The organism is Citrobacter sp. Cu096, from assembly GCF_030332285.1.
GTDB lineage: Bacteria > Pseudomonadota > Gammaproteobacteria > Enterobacterales > Enterobacteriaceae > Citrobacter > Citrobacter meridianamericanus.
In genome coordinates this window covers 240,381-256,346 of record NZ_JAOWID010000019.1, presented here as the reverse complement: position 1 = coordinate 256,346, position 15,966 = coordinate 240,381, and the positions used below count along the sequence as shown (strand labels likewise).

Annotated in this window: 14 protein-coding genes; 7 read left to right on the top strand and 7 right to left on the bottom strand. The window is 53.9% G+C overall.

All coding sequences use genetic code 11. From position 1 onward, the window contains the following. Position 1: 1 nt before the first annotated feature. The 4 genes from lldD to OGX99_RS05230 all read right to left on the bottom strand — a co-directional run bounded on the left by lldD (position 2) and on the right by OGX99_RS05230 (position 4,241). Positions 2–1,192 carry an FMN-dependent L-lactate dehydrogenase LldD gene (gene lldD / locus OGX99_RS05245; protein ID WP_252838566.1) on the bottom strand — a complete coding sequence of 397 codons (1,191 nt, stop codon included), beginning with the start codon at positions 1,190–1,192 and terminating at the stop codon, positions 2–4. Next, complete coding sequence (gene lldR / locus OGX99_RS05240; protein WP_151216993.1) at positions 1,189–1,965, bottom strand: transcriptional regulator LldR; 777 nt, start codon at positions 1,963–1,965, stop codon at positions 1,189–1,191. Before lldR ends, lldD begins: the two co-directional genes overlap by 4 nt. Next, on the bottom strand, positions 1,962–3,617 hold the full coding sequence (lldP, locus tag OGX99_RS05235) for an L-lactate permease (RefSeq protein ID WP_151224000.1): 1,656 nt from the start codon (positions 3,615–3,617) through the stop codon (positions 1,962–1,964). The genes lldR and lldP overlap by 4 nt, the downstream gene beginning before the upstream one ends. Before the next feature lie 261 nt (positions 3,618–3,878). Then, positions 3,879–4,241, bottom strand: coding sequence for a YibL family ribosome-associated protein (locus tag OGX99_RS05230; protein WP_151216990.1), 363 nt, complete (start codon positions 4,239–4,241; stop codon positions 3,879–3,881). Positions 4,242–4,533: 292 nt separating this feature from the next. Here OGX99_RS05230 and OGX99_RS05225 point away from each other — a divergent pair, with 292 nt between their 5' ends. Beyond that, positions 4,534–4,740: a hypothetical protein gene (locus OGX99_RS05225; RefSeq protein WP_151216988.1), complete on the top strand. Its 207-nt coding sequence runs from the start codon at positions 4,534–4,536 to the stop codon at positions 4,738–4,740. A gap of 12 nt (positions 4,741–4,752) precedes the next feature. On the opposite strand, the gene mtlR is transcribed toward OGX99_RS05225, so the two are convergent. The 3 genes from mtlR to mtlA form a co-directional block, all read right to left on the bottom strand. Continuing rightward, positions 4,753–5,343, bottom strand: a complete 591-nt coding sequence (gene mtlR, locus OGX99_RS05220; protein WP_151216987.1) for a mannitol operon repressor MtlR — start codon at positions 5,341–5,343, stop codon at positions 4,753–4,755. Next, positions 5,340–6,488 carry a mannitol-1-phosphate 5-dehydrogenase gene (gene mtlD, locus OGX99_RS05215; protein WP_286542863.1) on the bottom strand — a complete coding sequence of 383 codons (1,149 nt, stop codon included), beginning with the start codon at positions 6,486–6,488 and terminating at the stop codon, positions 5,340–5,342. The genes mtlR and mtlD overlap by 4 nt, the downstream gene beginning before the upstream one ends. Positions 6,489–6,626: 138 nt before the next feature. Next, positions 6,627–8,540, bottom strand: coding sequence for a PTS mannitol transporter subunit IICBA (gene mtlA / locus OGX99_RS05210; protein ID WP_151216986.1), 1,914 nt, complete (start codon positions 8,538–8,540; stop codon positions 6,627–6,629). Between the two features lie 533 nt (positions 8,541–9,073). Between mtlA and OGX99_RS05205 the strand changes: the two genes are divergently transcribed. The 6 genes from OGX99_RS05205 to yiaY all read left to right on the top strand — a co-directional run bounded on the left by OGX99_RS05205 (position 9,074) and on the right by yiaY (position 15,926). Then, on the top strand, positions 9,074–9,436 hold the full coding sequence (locus OGX99_RS05205; RefSeq protein WP_151216985.1) for a DUF3302 domain-containing protein: 363 nt from the start codon (positions 9,074–9,076) through the stop codon (positions 9,434–9,436). A gap of 2 nt (positions 9,437–9,438) precedes the next feature. Beyond that, positions 9,439–10,575, top strand: a complete 1,137-nt coding sequence (locus tag OGX99_RS05200) for an HlyD family secretion protein (RefSeq protein ID WP_151216984.1) — start codon at positions 9,439–9,441, stop codon at positions 10,573–10,575. Between the two features lie 70 nt (positions 10,576–10,645). Continuing rightward, entirely contained in the window at positions 10,646–11,254 is a 609-nt protein-coding gene (locus OGX99_RS05195) for a glutathione S-transferase (RefSeq protein ID WP_075145483.1), read from the top strand. A gap of 99 nt (positions 11,255–11,353) precedes the next feature. Beyond that, positions 11,354–12,745 (top strand): L-seryl-tRNA(Sec) selenium transferase, encoded by a 1,392-nt coding sequence (gene selA, locus OGX99_RS05190; protein ID WP_151216980.1) that lies wholly within the window; start codon positions 11,354–11,356, stop codon positions 12,743–12,745. Then, entirely contained in the window at positions 12,742–14,586 is a 1,845-nt protein-coding gene (gene selB, locus OGX99_RS05185; RefSeq protein WP_286542858.1) for a selenocysteine-specific translation elongation factor, read from the top strand. Before selA ends, selB begins: the two co-directional genes overlap by 4 nt. A gap of 188 nt (positions 14,587–14,774) precedes the next feature. Further along, positions 14,775–15,926 carry an L-threonine dehydrogenase gene (yiaY, locus tag OGX99_RS05180; RefSeq protein ID WP_187259807.1) on the top strand — a complete coding sequence of 384 codons (1,152 nt, stop codon included), beginning with the start codon at positions 14,775–14,777 and terminating at the stop codon, positions 15,924–15,926. Positions 15,927–15,966: the final 40 nt, after the last annotated feature.

Here is a 15,966-nt window from a genome sequence, read left to right as displayed (position 1 = left end):
CTCACGCGGCATCACCCTGGACCAGAGGAGCCAATGCGGCAGGCAGGCTCTTGCCCAGTTCCTGTACCAGTGAATCGCGGCTGATTTCGCTAATGGATTTCGCACCGGTCAGGGTCATTGCCACCTTCATCTCTTTCTCGATCAGGTTCAGCAGATTCGCCACACCGGCCTGGCCGTGGGTTGCCAGCGCGTACAGGTAAGCACGGCCCAGCAGCACGCTATCCGCACCCAGCGCAATCATGCGCACCACGTCCAGACCGTTGCGGATCCCGCTGTCGGCCAGAATCGCGATATCGCCTTTTACCGCATCGGCAATGGCGGGCAGCGCGCGGGCGGAAGAAAGCACGCCATCTAGCTGGCGCCCACCGTGGTTGGAAACCACAATCCCGTCGGCGCCAAAGCGCACGGCGTCGCGGGCATCTTCTGGATCGAGGATCCCTTTGATCACCATCGGGCCATCCCAGAACTCACGGATCCACTCGAGGTCTTTCCAGGAGATGGACGGATCGAAGTTATTCGCCAGCCAACCGATGTAATCCTCAAGGCCGGTGGGCTTGCCAAGATACGTCGAAATATTGCCTAAATCATGCGGCCGACCTTTCAGGCCAACGTCCCATGCCCATTGTGGATGGGTAACTGCCTGCCAGTAACGACGCAGTGCCGCATTTGGTCCGCTCATACCTGAATGAGCGTCACGATAGCGTGCGCCGGGCGTGGGCATATCGACGGTAAAAACCAGCGTGGAGCAGCCTGCGGCTTTGGCGCGTTCTAGGGCGTTACGCATAAAGCCGCGATCGCGCAGAACGTAAAGCTGGAACCACATCGGACGCTTGATGGTCGGGGCGACTTCTTCAATTGGGCAGACGGATACCGTCGAAAGCGTAAATGGTATGCCTTTGGCATCAGCGGCGGCGGCAGCCTGAACTTCGCCCCTGCGTGCGTACATGCCGCACAAACCGACAGGCGCGAGGGCTACTGGCATCGACAGTTTTTCGTTAAACAGGGTGGTTTCCAGACTAAGATCTGACATGTTCTTCAGCACGCGCTGGCGTAGTGCCACCTCTGATAAATCTTCCACGTTACGGCGCAGGGTATGCTCCGCGTACGCCCCACCGTCAATGTAGTGGAACAGGAAAGGAGGCAGAATGCGCTGGGCTGCGGCGCGATAATCGCTGGCTGCTGAAATAATCATGTGTTGTTCTCCCTGCTAATTTCATTATGGTCACCGGGCAGACGGGTGATACGCGCCTGGCGGGCCTGGTCTTCATCAAAGCGTTTAATGGTGGTATGGACAAAACTGAGATGCGCCATCATTGCCTTTCGCGCGCCGTCGGCGTCCCCAGCGACAATCGCGTCCAGCACAGCAAGGTGTTGTTCTGTGAGCTGTGAAAACACCGGCGGCACCAGGTACATACGTTGGCGACTCTGTTTTACCGAAGACTGCAATACGTCGAAGAAACCACGCATGGTTTGTAGCAACACCACGTTATGCGAGGCTTCAGCGATGGCAAGGTGAAAGCGAACGTCTGCTTGTGAAGCGAGATCCGGATCTTCACTTTGTGTGGCCTCGAAACAGAGCCTGATTTTCTCTTTGTCGGCGGCCGTGGCGCGCATGGCGGCGTGCCAGGCGGTGCTGGCCTCGATGGCGTGGCGGGCTTCGAGAATATCGAAGCTGTAATCAGGGTCGTCCGCCATCAGGCTTTTCAGTGGCTGGACAATGTTTTGTTCGGACCACGGTTCATGCTGCCAACGGATAAACGTCCCGCCGCCACGACGGCTAATCAGCACGCCTTCACTTACCAGCTTGGCTAACGCCTCGCGCAGTGAGTTACGGGATACGCCGAGCTGTATGGCCAGTTGGCGCTCAGCGGGCAATTTCATGCCCGCCTCCAGCTGTTGTTCTTTAATCAGCGCCCGCACACGAGATGCGACCTCGTCTGACAGGCGTCTGGGCATCACTATCATGGAATCATCCAGGTTAAGACATAGGCCTGCAGCGTGGTGATCACACCCACCATACAGGTGAAAATAAGGCTGTGTTTCACGGTAAAGCGGAACAGGTCAGATTCTTTACCCACCAGCCCCACGGCCGCACAGGCGATGGCGATTGACTGCGGGGAGATCATCTTACCGGTCACGCCACCGGTGGTATTCGCCGCAACCAGCAGTACATCAGAGACGCCAATTTGCTGAGCTGCCGTTGCCTGCAGAGCCGCGAACAGTGCGTTTGATGAGGTGTCTGAACCGGTCAGGAATACCCCCAGCCAGCCGAGGAACGGCGAGAAGAAGGTAAAGGCGTGGCCGGTGTGCGCCAGCGCCAATGCCAGCGTTGAAGACAGCCCCGAGTAGTTAGAGATAAACGCGAATGCCAGTACCATTCCGATGGAGTAGATGGGCAGCGCCAGCTCTTTTAGCGTGCTGCCAAAGGTTTGCAGAGCGGCAGACGGCTTCATTTTCAGCCAGACGATTGACAGCAGCGCGGCAAACAGAATGGCGGTACCGGTTGCCGAGAACCAGTCGAACTTGTACACCGCCGCGTAGGCTGTGGCTTCGTGTACCACCGGCGGCATGCGGGCTACCAGTTTGTCGAGGAATGGCACCGGAATATTGACCACCCAGTGGTACATCGTGCCGCCAGGGGCAAACAGCGCTTTAAACGGCGGGATGCTCCACAGTGTGACGGTGGCGGTCAGGAACAGGAATGGAGACCAGGCGCGAACCACCTGTCCAACGGTATAACGGGTGCGAGTCAGCGTCTGATCAACCTGGGAAGCGCCCATGTCGCCAAAGCGGAAGATGCGCACTGGCTGCCAGCGTTTCAGGAACAGCGTCAGGCAGACCAGAGAAACCAGAGAAGAGATGATGTCCGGCAGTTCCGGCCCGATAAAGTTCGAGCTGAGGTACTGCGCGATAGCAAACGAACCACCAGCGACCATTACCGCAGGCCAGGTCTCTTTCACGCCGCGCCAGCCGTCCATAATCGCCATGATCCAGAACAGTACGATAATCGTCAGGAACGGCAACTGGCGACCCACCATCTGGCCGATTTCAAAGCTGTCCAGCCCGGTGACCTGACCGGCAACCAGAATTGGAATACCCATTGCACCAAACGCCACCGGCGCGGTGTTCACAATCAGGCATAACCCTGCCGCATACAGCGGGTTAAAGCCGAGGCCAACCAGCAACGCAGCGGTAATTGCGACGGGCGCACCAAAACCAGCGGCACCTTCCAGAAACGCCCCAAAACAGAAGCCCACGATGATCATTTGCAGACGTTGGTCAGGAGTGATGGAGAGAATCGACGAACGGATAATGTCGAACTGCCCGGTTTTTACCGAGATTTTATAGACGAATACCGCGGCGATAATGATCCAGGCAATCGGCCACAGACCATAGAAGAAACCGTACACCACAGAAGCCAGCGCGTGATCGACCGGCATTTTGTAGAACAATAAGGCGACCGACAACGCGATCACCACCGTCCACGATGCCGCAATATAGCCTTTCAGCTTGAGCTTAATCAGCGCGAAGAAAAAGAACAGAATAGGTAGCGAGGCAATCAGGCTTGAAAGCCAGATGTTACCGGCCGGGTCGTAGTTTTGTTGCCAGAGATTCATTGCAGGTCTCCTGGGGGCCGCTGACATAATGCAATGAGTCTGTGCTCATCTCTTCGTCACATTATGTGTAAAAGTGGCCCTGCCAATATTGTTGTGGAGGGTAATGACAATGAATGGTTAATCAAATGTTATTTGTTGGCAACGGTAATGTACGCACATTTTAATGAAATGTGAGGTGTTGGTAGGATCTGACTGAAATTGGTAGGGCCAATTGCGAGGGGAAGCGAAGAACCGGGCAAGCGAGTGTTGCCCGGTGGCAGACTAGAACTCGTTTTTCGCGAAGCCCGTCATCTCTTTCAGGCCCATTTCACGGCCAAGTTCGGTCATCGGGTGAACGACGATCAGGCCGCGCACGCTCTTCTTCAGCTTGCCCATGTCGGCCTGTTCTTTTTTGGTGATGGCACGACGGAACGGGAGTTTGCTGAGCTTTTGCGCTTCTTTGCTCAGCTTCTGACCGTGCACTTCACGCAGTCGTGCGATCTCAGTTTCCAGTGTTTCTTTCTCTTGCTCAAGCTCGGCATATTTGTCGGCGGCTTCAACCAGGGACAGGTCAGCCTGCTGGTGGCGGATTGCGTCAAGACGATCGCTCAGGCGTTTAATTTCGTTTTTTTCGACTTCTTTCATAGGATAGCTTCTGATAAAAATAGGATGAATATCCTATAGTATGCGCGCAGAGCGGGATTATTCACAACTCATCGAAGATAAATAATCAAATGCTGTAAGTATTATTCAGCTAATGGTAATGCTACTTTTTTGATTAATAAGGAACTTTAAGCGATAAGATTGGCTATGGCGCTTTTTGTTGGCAGGTTTATAGCGAAGCACGTTTTCCTCAATATAATCGCCCAACCGATCCTAAACTTAAATGAGAAACCGCACAGGCTGGGTGCGGTTAATACATGGAGGAGGGAAGATTATGGCGAAAATAGGTGAGAACGTTTCGGCTTTAATTGATAAGACGGTCGATTTTATGGCTTCTAGCCAGGCTTTTCGCGAATATTTGAATAAAACACCGCCGCGCGACGTAGTCCCTTCTGAAATACCACAGGAGAACGCGCAGCTGTATCTGCAACGTCTGGCGTACTATCGGCAGCTGTATCGACCGCAGCAGGAAGAGAAGTAAGCCGGCAGGCTCTTATTTTTGAAAGGCTTTTTTTAAGCTGATTTTAGAAATCAGCTCAGTCAGGGAAAGTACCATCGTGGAGCGCACCATTTGCTGGTAGCGCTGGATCTGCATAGCGTGCAAACCTGAGTCTGAGGTATCAAACTGCGGCGGCGGCGGGAGTGCCGCCACGCAGTGAAGTTCGCCAAACGGACCAAGAATCTCGTCGTCGGTGAACGCGTATTCATTGCCGTCATGGTTTAACTCTTCCCGCAGCGCCATCAGCAGTTCCGCATCTTCATACTCCGGGCGGCTGAGTACGCCCAGACCGTAAATGAGTTTCAGACGAACGGAAAGATCGCCCAGCGGTCCATCGCCGTCAAGCAACGGTTCTACAGCATATTTTACCGCATAGTCATCTTTGCGAAATACCTGAAGCACAAGGATATTCACCGCCTCGGTGAGCAGTTCTACGGCGGTGATGAGGAAGCTGCGTACGGTTTTGCCAGCATTCAGACGCTCAAGCACACGATTTTCAAAGGCCTGCGTTTGTTCCATTATTGCCTGCATATCTGACAATCTGTCATTTGGGCGCAGGCTGACCTGCGCCACATTCTCAATCATTTGGTCGCGTTATATGCGTTAACCGCCTCCGCCACCACATCACTATTGGCATCCAGACCGGAAACCTGCGCCAGCGCGGCCTGCGGACCTTTTTCGTCAATCAGCGCGGCCAGTTCCTGTGCCTGCGGATCTTCTTCACTGCGATAATGCATCGCTGCTGCAATACCGGTGACCAGATTCGCGTGCGGCAGGCCGTACTCCAGCGTGCCCAGCAGCGGTTTAATCAGACGATCGCCCGCGCTCAGTTTACGCAGTGGCTGACGGCCAACGCGCTCAACGTCATCTTTCAGATACGGGTTTTCAAAGCGACCGAGGATTTTCTGAATATATGCTGCATGTTTTGCCGCATCAAAGCCATAGCGTTTGATCAGTACCGCGCCGCTCTCTTCCATCGCACCTTTAACCACTGCACGGATTTTCTCGTCGAGAATCGCGTCACGGATGGTCTGATGACCGGTCAATTTTCCGAGGTACGCGGTTATAGCATGCCCGGTGTTCAGCGTGAAGAGTTTACGTTCGACAAATGCCATCAGGTTATCAGTTAATTCCATTCCCGGGATGTTTGGCAGTTCGCCTTTGAATTGCGTTTTGTCGACAATCCACTCACTGAAGGTTTCGACGGTGACTTCCAGCGGATCGTTGGTTGCAGAAGCTGAAGGGGGAACGATGCGATCTACGGCGGAATCGACGAAGCCAACATGTTCTTCAACCCAGGCTTTGTCTTCATCTGCCAGCGCGTTCATGACGTGGCCTTTCAACTGGGTTGTTCCGCGCACCATGTTCTCACAGGCGATGATATTCAGCGGAGTCACGATACCCTGCGCTTTGCGTTTCACCAGCCCTTTGGCGATGGCCGGAGCGATACGCTCAAGCACGACCGGACCGACGGCGGTGGTGACTAAATCTACCTGAGCAATCAGGTCGACGACATCATCGCCGATACTGCTTACGGCGTTGACGCCGGAAACGGTATCAACCTGCTCGTTTTCACCGACCACATGAACCTGATAGCTATGACGGGCATTCAGGGCATCGAGCACGACCTGGTTTACATCCGCGAACGTCAGCTGTATCCCCGCGTCCGCCAGCAGTTTGCCGATAAAGCCACGACCGATATTACCTGCGCCAAAATGTAATGCTTTCATAGTATTAACCTTCATTAATGTTTTTACCCAAGAGGGCTGGGGTGAGGGACTGCATAGATTTCCCCTCACCCAAACCCTCTCCCTTGCGGGAGAGGAAACCGTAGGCCCGATTAGCGTAGCGCCATCGGGCAACGGGGTTTACTTACGACCCGCCAGCAGCTCCAGAACTTCATCCACGCTGGTGGTATGGGCCAGACGTTCGATCACGGATTCGTCATCCAGCGCGTTAGTCAGACTGGTGATCACCTGGATGTGCTCGTTGTTACGTGCAGCGATACCAATGACCAGCCGGGCGATATCGTCCTCTTCTTCACCGAAACGTACGCCTTCTGGATACTGGCAGAATACCACGCCGGTTTTCAGCACGCGGTCTTTGGCTTCAACCGTACCGTGCGGTACAGCGATGGACTCGCCGAGGTAAGTTGGGGTCAGTTTTTCGCGGTCCAGCATCGCCTCGACGTACTCTGGCTCAACGTAGCCGCCTTTCACCAATTGCTCACCGGCAAAGCGAATCGCTTCTTCTTTGTTGGTGGCTTTACGGCCAAGGAAGATATTCTCCGCACCCAGTTTGAACAGGTGGGTATCACCCTCTTCAAAGCTGTCTTTCAGGTGATCGCGGACTTTCTCTTCGTTCACGTTGTGGCGCTGCGCAGCGACCAAACGTTCGGTCAGATTGGAGTACAGACCGCTGTCGAGGAAGTTGGTCAGTGAAATGTGCTGTGCCTGCGGAACCTGGCGCATAGCGCGTTCGGTCAGGTCACGGTGGGTAATGACCAGATCCACATCCGGCGGCAGATTGTTGATCGCGCTATTGGTGACGGAAATCTGAGACAGACCGGCATCCTGCACTTTCTTACGCAGTACGCCCGCACCCATGGCGCTGGAACCCATGCCGGCATCGCAGGCAACAATGATTTTACGCACATGGCTCAGGTCGTTGGTAACGTCACCCGCTGCCAGCTGAGATGCGCCTTTGGATTCCGCTTTCATGTCGTTCATACGACGGGTTGCGGCTTCAATGTCATCTTCTTCTTTCACTTTGCTGGTTTTCAGCAGAATGGCTGAGACCACAAAGGAGACCGCCATTGCAGCACAGATAGCTGCGATGTTAGCGAAGTAAGCGCCCTTCGGCGTCATTGCCAGTACTGCCAGAATAGAACCCGGAGAGGCCGGAGATACCAGACCGCCGTTCAGGATAGTCAGTGTAAATACGCCAGTCATACCGCCGAGAATAACGGCCAGGATCAGACGCGGGTTCATCAGCACGTACGGGAAGTAAATTTCGTGGATACCACCCAGGAAGTGGATGATAGCCGCGCCGCCTGCAGACTGTTTAGCGCTGCCGCGACCGAAGAACATGTATGCCAGCAGAACGCCCATACCCGGACCCGGGTTAGCTTCAATCAGGAAGAAGATGGATTTGCCCATCTCATGGGACTGCTGAATACCCAACGGTGAGAAAATACCGTGGTTGATGGCGTTGTTGAGGAACAGGATTTTCGCCGGTTCAACGAAGATTGACGCCAGCGGCAGCATGTCATGGACAACCATGAAGTTAACGCCTGCCGCCAGGATTTTGGACAGTGCTTCAACCAATGGGCCAATGCCAAGGAATGCCAGAATGGCGAGGATCATCCCGATGATGCCAGCGGAGAAGTTATTCACCAGCATTTCGAAACCGGACTTGATCTTACCGTCTACCCAGCCATCGAAATGTTTGATAGCCCAGCCGCCCAGCGGACCTGCGATCATCGCGCCGAGGAACATCGGCATATCCGCACCGACGATAACGCCCATAGTGGTGATAGCACCGACCACACCGCCACGCTCGCCGCCAACCAGCTTACCACCGGTATAACCGATCAACAGCGGCAGCAGATAGGTGATCATTGGGCCGACCAGCTTCGCCAGCGTTTCGTTCGGCAACCACCCTGTCGGAATGAATAATGCGGTGATAATACCCCACGCGATAAACGCGCCGATATTTGGCATCACCATGTTGCTGAGGAATCGACCAAAGCTTTGCACCTTGATCTTAATATCGGATGACATAAAAACACCCCTTCTTATGTTTGCTGTCGCGCAGGCTAAAAGCCCGAGGTTTGTTAATGTAGCGGCAGGAGGTAGCCGGACCCTGTAGATACTGCGAAATCTGGCACTGAATCGTTCAACTGTCCAGTCGACGACTTTTAGTGTGATCAATGTCACGTAAATATAGGGTTTACGGTATTGCTTAATGTGATTTTGATCACAAATTGCCAGTATAAAAAAACATCATTACGCAAGAATGCGCTGAAAAAGACACTTAAATGTGAACTCGTTCACGTTTTTGCTTTGGCTGTTTGTTGAGTATTTGTGATCTGCTTCGCAATAAATATTTGCCTGGATTTCTCCTGGTGTGATCTGGCGCGGATTCTGTTTCATCATCCATTTCTTGTTGCTACCTCGCGAGCCGTCAACCTGCAAATTTTTACCCTGATGGGATGGCGAAAATGACTAACTGCAATTATGTTCAAATTACCAGCCATGACTCCTTTCGGCTGCCTGCAATTGAAAGCTCTGATTAGCGTGAATACGAGGCGGGTATGTTTCTAAACTATTTCGCGTTAGGTGTGCTGATCTTCGTTTTTCTGGTTCTGTTTTACGGAATCATCGCTATCCATGATATTCCCTATAACATGGCTAAGAAGCGCAATCATCCCCATGCCGATGCCATTCATACGGCGGGCTGGGTGAGCCTTTTTACACTGCATGTGATTTGGCCGTTCCTGTGGATTTGGGCCACGCTCTATCAGCCAGAACGAGGCTGGGGGATGCAGTCACACATTACGCCAACCGGAAAGGAACCTGACCCTGAAGTTGCCGCGCTGGCTACGCGCATCACCCAGTTGGAAAAAAGACTGGATGGGGAGAAAAAAGACGATAACTCCACCTTTCCGGAGATTTGATCATGGATTTGTTGATTGTCCTGACTTACGTGGCATTTGCCTGGGCCATCTTTAAAATATTCCGTATTCCTGTAAACCAATGGACGCTTGCCACCGCCGCATTAGGTGGAGTGTTTATTGTGGCGGGACTCATCTTATTAATGAACTATAACCATCCGTATACCTTTACGGCGCAAAAGGCGGTTATTTCAATTCCTCTAACCCCGCAGGTCACTGGAATTGTGAGTGAGGTGACAGATAAAAATAATCAGCTAATTAAAAAAGGCGAGGTGTTATTTAAACTCGATCCCGTGCGTTATCAAGCGCGAGTGGATCGACTGCAGGCTGATCTTGTTACCGCCACGCACAACATCGACAATTTGAAAGCCCAACTTTCTGAAGCCGTCGCCAATACTACCCGCGTTTCCGCTGAACGCGATCGTCTGTATAAAGATTATCAACGCTATTTGAAGGGCAGCCAGGCGAAGGTTAATCCCTTCTCTGAAAGCGATATCGACAACGCGCGGCAGAACTACCTGGCACAGGATGCGCTGGTAAAAGGCTCCGTTGCCGAGCAGACGCAGATTCAGAGCCAGTTAGACAGTATGGTCAACGGGGAGCAATCTCAGGTTGCGTCTTTGCGCGCTCAGCTCGCTGAAGCCAAATACAATCTTGAGCAGACTATCGTCCGTGCCCCCAGCAACGGCTATGTTACGCAGGTGCTGATTCGGCCCGGGACCTACGCCGCCGCGCTGCCTCTGCGCCCGGTGATGGTGTTTATTCCGGAACAGAAGCGGCAAATCGTGGCGCAATTCCGTCAGAATTCGTTGTTGCGTCTTAAACCGGGTGATGAAGCGGAAGTGGTCTTCAACGCGCTGCCAGGCCAGGTATTCTCCGGCAAGCTCACCAGCATTCTGCCGGTTGTGCCGGGCGGTTCTTATCAGGCCCAGGGAGCATTGCAGTCTCTGACTGTAGTGCCGGGTACCGATGGCGTGCTGGCCACGATTGAGCTGGATCCCAATGGCGATGTGGATGCGCTGCCGGACGGTATCTATGCTCAGGTGGCGGTCTATTCCGACCATTTCGCTCACGTTTCAGTGATGCGTAAAGTGCTGCTGCGCATGACCAGCTGGATGCATTACCTTTATTTGGATCATTGAGATCGTCATCACCTGCCATTTACGGCGACCTGAGCCATACTGATATTTTTGTTGGCAAAAAGGACCCGGCATGAAACTCATTGGCAGCTATACCAGCCCTTTTGTGCGTAAAATTTCTATTCTGTTACTGGAAAAGGGTATCACCTTCGAATTTGTGAATGAACTTCCTTATAACGCGGATAGCGGCGTGGCGCGTTATAACCCGCTAGGAAAAGTGCCCGCGTTAGTCACCGATGAGGGTGAGTACTGGTTTGACTCTCCGATCATCGCAGAATACATAGAGCTGCTGGATATTGCGCCAGCCATGCTGCCGCGTGAACCGTTAGCGGCACTCAAAGTTCGTCAACTGGAAGCGCTGGCCGACGGTATTATGGATGCGGGATTAGTCTCGGTACGCGAGCAGGCTCGCCCCGCCGCGCAGCAGTCAGAAACCGAACTGTTACGCCAGCGAGAGAAAATTACCCGTAGTCTGGATATGCTGGAAGGCTATCTGGCGGACGGTACGCTGAAAACGGATACGGTTAACCTGGCTACCATCGCGATTGCTTGTGCCGTCGGTTATCTCAATTTCCGTCGGGTCGCACCCGGCTGGTGTGTGGACCGCCCGCGTCTGGTCAAACTGGTGGAAACGCTCTTTCAACGCGAAAGTTTTGCCCGCACAGAACCGCCAAAGGCTTGATGTGCATGTATGTCCGCCTGAGCAAAGTCACGGTACAATCCTCCCTATATCGATAGCCCTCTCCACGGTGGAGAGGGCCACCAACAGCCAGGCCCTTTCATGACAACCGACATGCGTTCACTCTACAGCCAGCTTCCCGCTATCGATCGTTTATTGCGCGATAGCGCCTTCCCAGCCTTACGTGAGTCTCACGGTCATACCCGGGTGGTTGACCTGCTGCGTCATATGCTCGACGAAGCCCGAGAAGCGATTCGCGACACGCACGCGCTCCCGGCATGGTGTGAGGACTGGGCGCAAGAAGCCAGCGCCCGTCTGGAACGAGAATCGCGAAGCGCGTTGCGTCCGGTGATTAATCTCACTGGAACGGTGCTGCATACCAATCTTGGGCGCGCGTCGCAGGCCGAAGATGCGATCGAGGCGGTGGTGCAAGCAATGCGCACGCCGGTGACGCTGGAATATAGCCTGGATGATGCCGGACGTGGACATCGGGATCGGGCGCTGGCGGATCTACTCTGCCGTCTGACGGGGGCGGAGGATGCCTGTATCGTCAATAACAATGCGGCAGCGGTTTTACTGATGCTGGCCGCCACGGCTAACGGTAAAGAGGTGGTCGTTTCGCGCGGTGAGCTGGTGGAAATTGGCGGCGCGTTTCGTATTCCGGATGTGATGTGTCAGGCCGGATGTGTTCTGCGCGAAGTCGGTACTACCAACCGGACCCATGAGAAAGATTACCGTCAGGCGGTGAATGAAAACACCGGTCTGCTGATGAAAGTCCATACCAGTAATTACAGCATAGAAGGCTTTACGAAGTCGGTGGATGAGGCTGAGCTGGCCGCCATTGGTCAGGAACTGGATGTGCCGGTAGTGGCGGATCTCGGCAGCGGCTCGCTGGTCGATCTCAGCCAGTATGGATTGCCACAGGAACCGATGCCGCAACAGCTGATTGCCGCTGGAGTGAGTCTGGTGAGCTTCTCTGGGGATAAACTGCTGGGCGGGCCGCAGGCCGGGATTATCGTCGGTAAAAAAGAGATGATCGCTCGTTTACAGAGTCATCCGCTGAAACGCGCATTACGGGCTGATAAAATGACGCTGGCAGCGCTGGAAGCGACGCTGCGGCTCTACCTGCACCCGGAAGCGCTGGCGCAGAAGTTGCCGACGTTACGCCAACTCACTCGCTCGCAGGAGGCTGTCCACGCGCAGGCACAACAATTACAGGCGCGGCTTGCTGAGCATTACGGCGATGAATTTGCCTTGAACGTCATGCCTTGCCTGTCGCAAATTGGCAGCGGCTCGCTACCGGTTGATAGGCTGCCCAGCGCAGCATTAACCTTTACCCCTCATGACGGGCGCGGTAGCCGCCTCGACGCACTGGCCGCCCGCTGGCGTGCGCTGCCCGTGCCGATCATTGGCCGAATTTATGATGGCCGTATGTGGCTGGATCTGCGCTGCCTTGAAGACGAGACCCGGTTTATGGAGATGATGCTGAAATGATTATTGCAACCGCCGGACACGTTGACCACGGAAAAACAACGTTATTACAGGCGATTACCGGCGTGAACGCCGACCGTCTGCCGGAAGAAAAAAAACGCGGCATGACCATCGATCTCGGCTATGCCTACTGGCCGCAGCCGGACGGGCGGATACTGGGATTTATCGATGTGCCCGGACACGAAAAGTTTCTGTCTAACATGCTGGCGGGTGTTGGCGGCATCGACCATGCGCTGCTGGTGGTGGCGTGTGATGACGGCGTGATGGCGCAAACGCGTGAGCATTTGCAAATTCTGCAGTTGACGGGCAATCCTCAGATCACCGTGGCGCTCACCAAGGCCGATCGCGTGGATGAAGCTCGCATCAAGGCGGTGCGTGCCGAGGTGCACACCACACTTGAGAACTATGGCTTCGCGGATGCGGTTCTGTTTGTGACGGCCGCCAGTGAAGGCCGTGGAATCGAAGAACTACGCGATCATTTGCTGCAATTGACGTCGCGTGAGCATGCCTGCGATCGCAGCTTTCGCCTGGCGATTGACCGTGCCTTTACGGTCAAAGGTGCGGGGCTGGTGGTGACCGGGACGGCGCTTAGCGGTGAAGTGAATGTCGGTGACACGTTGTGGCTCACCGGCGTCAACAAACCGATGCGCGTACGTAGTCTGCATGCGCAAAATCACGCCACCGATCGCGCACAGGCGGGGCAACGTATTGCGCTGAATATTGCCGGTGATGCGCAAAAAGAAGAACTTAACCGCGGCGACTGGCTGCTTTCTGATGCGCCGCCAGAGGCGTTTACCCGCGTGATTGTCTCTTTAGAACATGCGGCACCGCTGATGCAGTGGCAACCTCTGCATATTCACCACGCTGCCAGCCACGTTACCGGGAGAATCTCGCTGCTTGAAGGGACGCTGGCGGAACTGGTGTTTGATACGCCGCTCTGGCTCGCCGATAACGATCGTCTGGTGCTGCGCGATATTTCGGCCCGCACGACGCTGGCTGGCGCCCGCGTGGTAACGCTCAATCCGCCGCGTCGCGGGAAGCGTAAGCCGGAGTATTTACAATGGCTGGCGGCGCTGGAGAAGTCGCAAAGTGACGGTGACGCCCTGGCTCTACATCTGACGCGTGGAGCGGTGAATATTCCCGACTTCGCATGGTCGCGTCAGCTCAACGGTAACGGCATGCGTCCGTTGATTGAGCAGCATGGCTTTATTCAGGCGGGATACAGTCTGTTGGATGCCACCGTTGCCGCACGCTGGCAGCGCAAAATCCTCGATACGCTGGCGACTTACCACGACCAGCACCGTGATGAGCCAGGACCTGGGCGCGAACGCCTGCGCCGGATGGCTTTACCAATGGAAGACGAAGCACTGGTGCTGCTGCTGATTGAAAAGATGCGTGAGAGCGGCGTCATCCATAGTCATCATGGCTGGCTGCATTTGCCCGATCATAAGGCCGGTTTTAGCGATGAGCAGCAGGCTATCTGGCAAAAAGTAGAATCACTTTTTGGTGATGAGCCATGGTGGGTACGCGATCTGGCAAAACAGACCGGTACGGATGAGCAGATAATGCGTATGGCGTTACGGCAAGCGGCGCAGCAAGGCATCATCACCGCGATCGTTAAAGATCGCTATTACCGTAACGATCGGATTGTGGCTTTTGCCAATATGATCCGCGAGCTGGATCAGGAGAAAGGATCGACCTGTGCTGCCGATTTCCGCGACAGGCTTAACGTTGGACGAAAATTGGCTATTCAGATTCTGGAATATTTTGACCGCATTGGTTTTACGCGTCGTCGGGGAAATGATCATTTATTACGCGATGCATTACTGTTCCCTGAAAAGTAATGAAACAATTAATTCAGGAATTAAATGAATTAATACAAAATAGATATTGAAAGAAATAAGCACATTAGATTATGAACCTAATGTGCTTTTTAATTGTGGGTGTTATTAAAATAACAACCACGATCATATTTTGTTGGATATTTCACTCGTATGCTTCCTGACTCTTTAGAGTAATTAAGGATCGTACAATGGCTGCTTCAACATTTTTTATTCCTTCCGTGAATGTAATTGGCGCTGATTCATTAAAAGACGCAATGAATACAATGGCGGAATATGGTTTTCGCCGTACGCTGATTGTCACGGATGCCATGCTGACGAAATTAGGTATGGCTGGCGAGATTCAAAAGGCATTACAGGAACGTGATATTTTCAGCGTAATTTACGACGGTACGCATCCTAATCCCACGACCAGCAACGTTGCCGCTGGCCTGCAAATGTTGACAGAAAACGAATGTGATAGCGTTATTTCTCTCGGCGGCGGTTCTCCGCACGATTGTGCGAAAGGTATCGCTCTGGTGGCCGCTAACGGCGGCGATATTCGCGATTACGAAGGTGTAGACCGTTCTGCAAAACCGCAGTTGCCGATGATCGCCATTAACACCACCGCGGGCACGGCATCAGAAATGACCCGTTTCTGTATCATTACGGATGAAGTACGCCACATTAAAATGGCGATTGTCGATAAGCACGTTACGCCGCTGCTGTCGGTTAATGACTCCTCGCTGATGGTCGGCATGCCGAAGTCTCTGACGGCGGCTACCGGTATGGATGCGTTGACCCACGCTATCGAAGCCTACGTGTCAATTGCCGCCACGCCAATTACCGATGCGTGTGCGCTGAAAGCGGTCACCATGATTACACAAAACCTGCCGGTCGCCGTTGAAGAGGGCAGCAATGCTCAGGCGCGTGAAGCCATGGCTTACGCGCAGTTTCTCGCGGGCATGGCCTTTAACAATGCCTCTCTGGGTTACGTACACGCTATGGCGCACCAGTTGGGTGGCTTCTACGATCTGCCGCACGGCGTATGTAATGCTGTGTTGCTGCCACATGTGCAGGTCTTCAACAGCAAAGTAGCTGCCGCTCGCCTGCGCGATTGCGCAGGGGCAATGGGCGTGAACGTTGCTGGTTTGAGCGCAGAGCAAGGGGCAGAAGCCTGCATTACGGCGATCCGCGAACTGGCGCAGAAAGTGAATATTCCGGCTGGTTTGCGTGAGCTGAACGTGAAGGAAGAGGATATTGCCGTACTGGCGACCAATGCCCTGAAAGATGCCTGCGGCTTCACTAACCCGATTCAGGCGACTCATGAAGAAATCATGGCGATTTATCGCGCTGCCATGTAATTCGTGATACCTGTCGTAAAGCATTAAATGGCTGGCGAAT

Coding starts and splice junctions, on each gene's coding strand:
- lldD (WP_252838566.1), bottom strand. CDS start 1,192: ATGATTATTTCAGCAGCCAGCGATTATCGCGCCGCAGCCCAGCGCATT.
- lldR (WP_151216993.1), bottom strand. CDS start 1,965: ATGATAGTGATGCCCAGACGCCTGTCAGACGAGGTCGCATCTCGTGTG.
- lldP (WP_151224000.1), bottom strand. CDS start 3,617: ATGAATCTCTGGCAACAAAACTACGACCCGGCCGGTAACATCTGGCTT.
- OGX99_RS05230 (WP_151216990.1), bottom strand. CDS start 4,241: ATGAAAGAAGTCGAAAAAAACGAAATTAAACGCCTGAGCGATCGTCTT.
- OGX99_RS05225 (WP_151216988.1), top strand. CDS start 4,534: ATGGCGAAAATAGGTGAGAACGTTTCGGCTTTAATTGATAAGACGGTC.
- mtlR (WP_151216987.1), bottom strand. CDS start 5,343: ATGATTGAGAATGTGGCGCAGGTCAGCCTGCGCCCAAATGACAGATTG.
- mtlD (WP_286542863.1), bottom strand. CDS start 6,488: ATGAAAGCATTACATTTTGGCGCAGGTAATATCGGTCGTGGCTTTATC.
- mtlA (WP_151216986.1), bottom strand. CDS start 8,540: ATGTCATCCGATATTAAGATCAAGGTGCAAAGCTTTGGTCGATTCCTC.
- OGX99_RS05205 (WP_151216985.1), top strand. CDS start 9,074: ATGTTTCTAAACTATTTCGCGTTAGGTGTGCTGATCTTCGTTTTTCTG.
- OGX99_RS05200 (WP_151216984.1), top strand. CDS start 9,439: ATGGATTTGTTGATTGTCCTGACTTACGTGGCATTTGCCTGGGCCATC.
- OGX99_RS05195 (WP_075145483.1), top strand. CDS start 10,646: ATGAAACTCATTGGCAGCTATACCAGCCCTTTTGTGCGTAAAATTTCT.
- selA (WP_151216980.1), top strand. CDS start 11,354: ATGACAACCGACATGCGTTCACTCTACAGCCAGCTTCCCGCTATCGAT.
- selB (WP_286542858.1), top strand. CDS start 12,742: ATGATTATTGCAACCGCCGGACACGTTGACCACGGAAAAACAACGTTA.
- yiaY (WP_187259807.1), top strand. CDS start 14,775: ATGGCTGCTTCAACATTTTTTATTCCTTCCGTGAATGTAATTGGCGCT.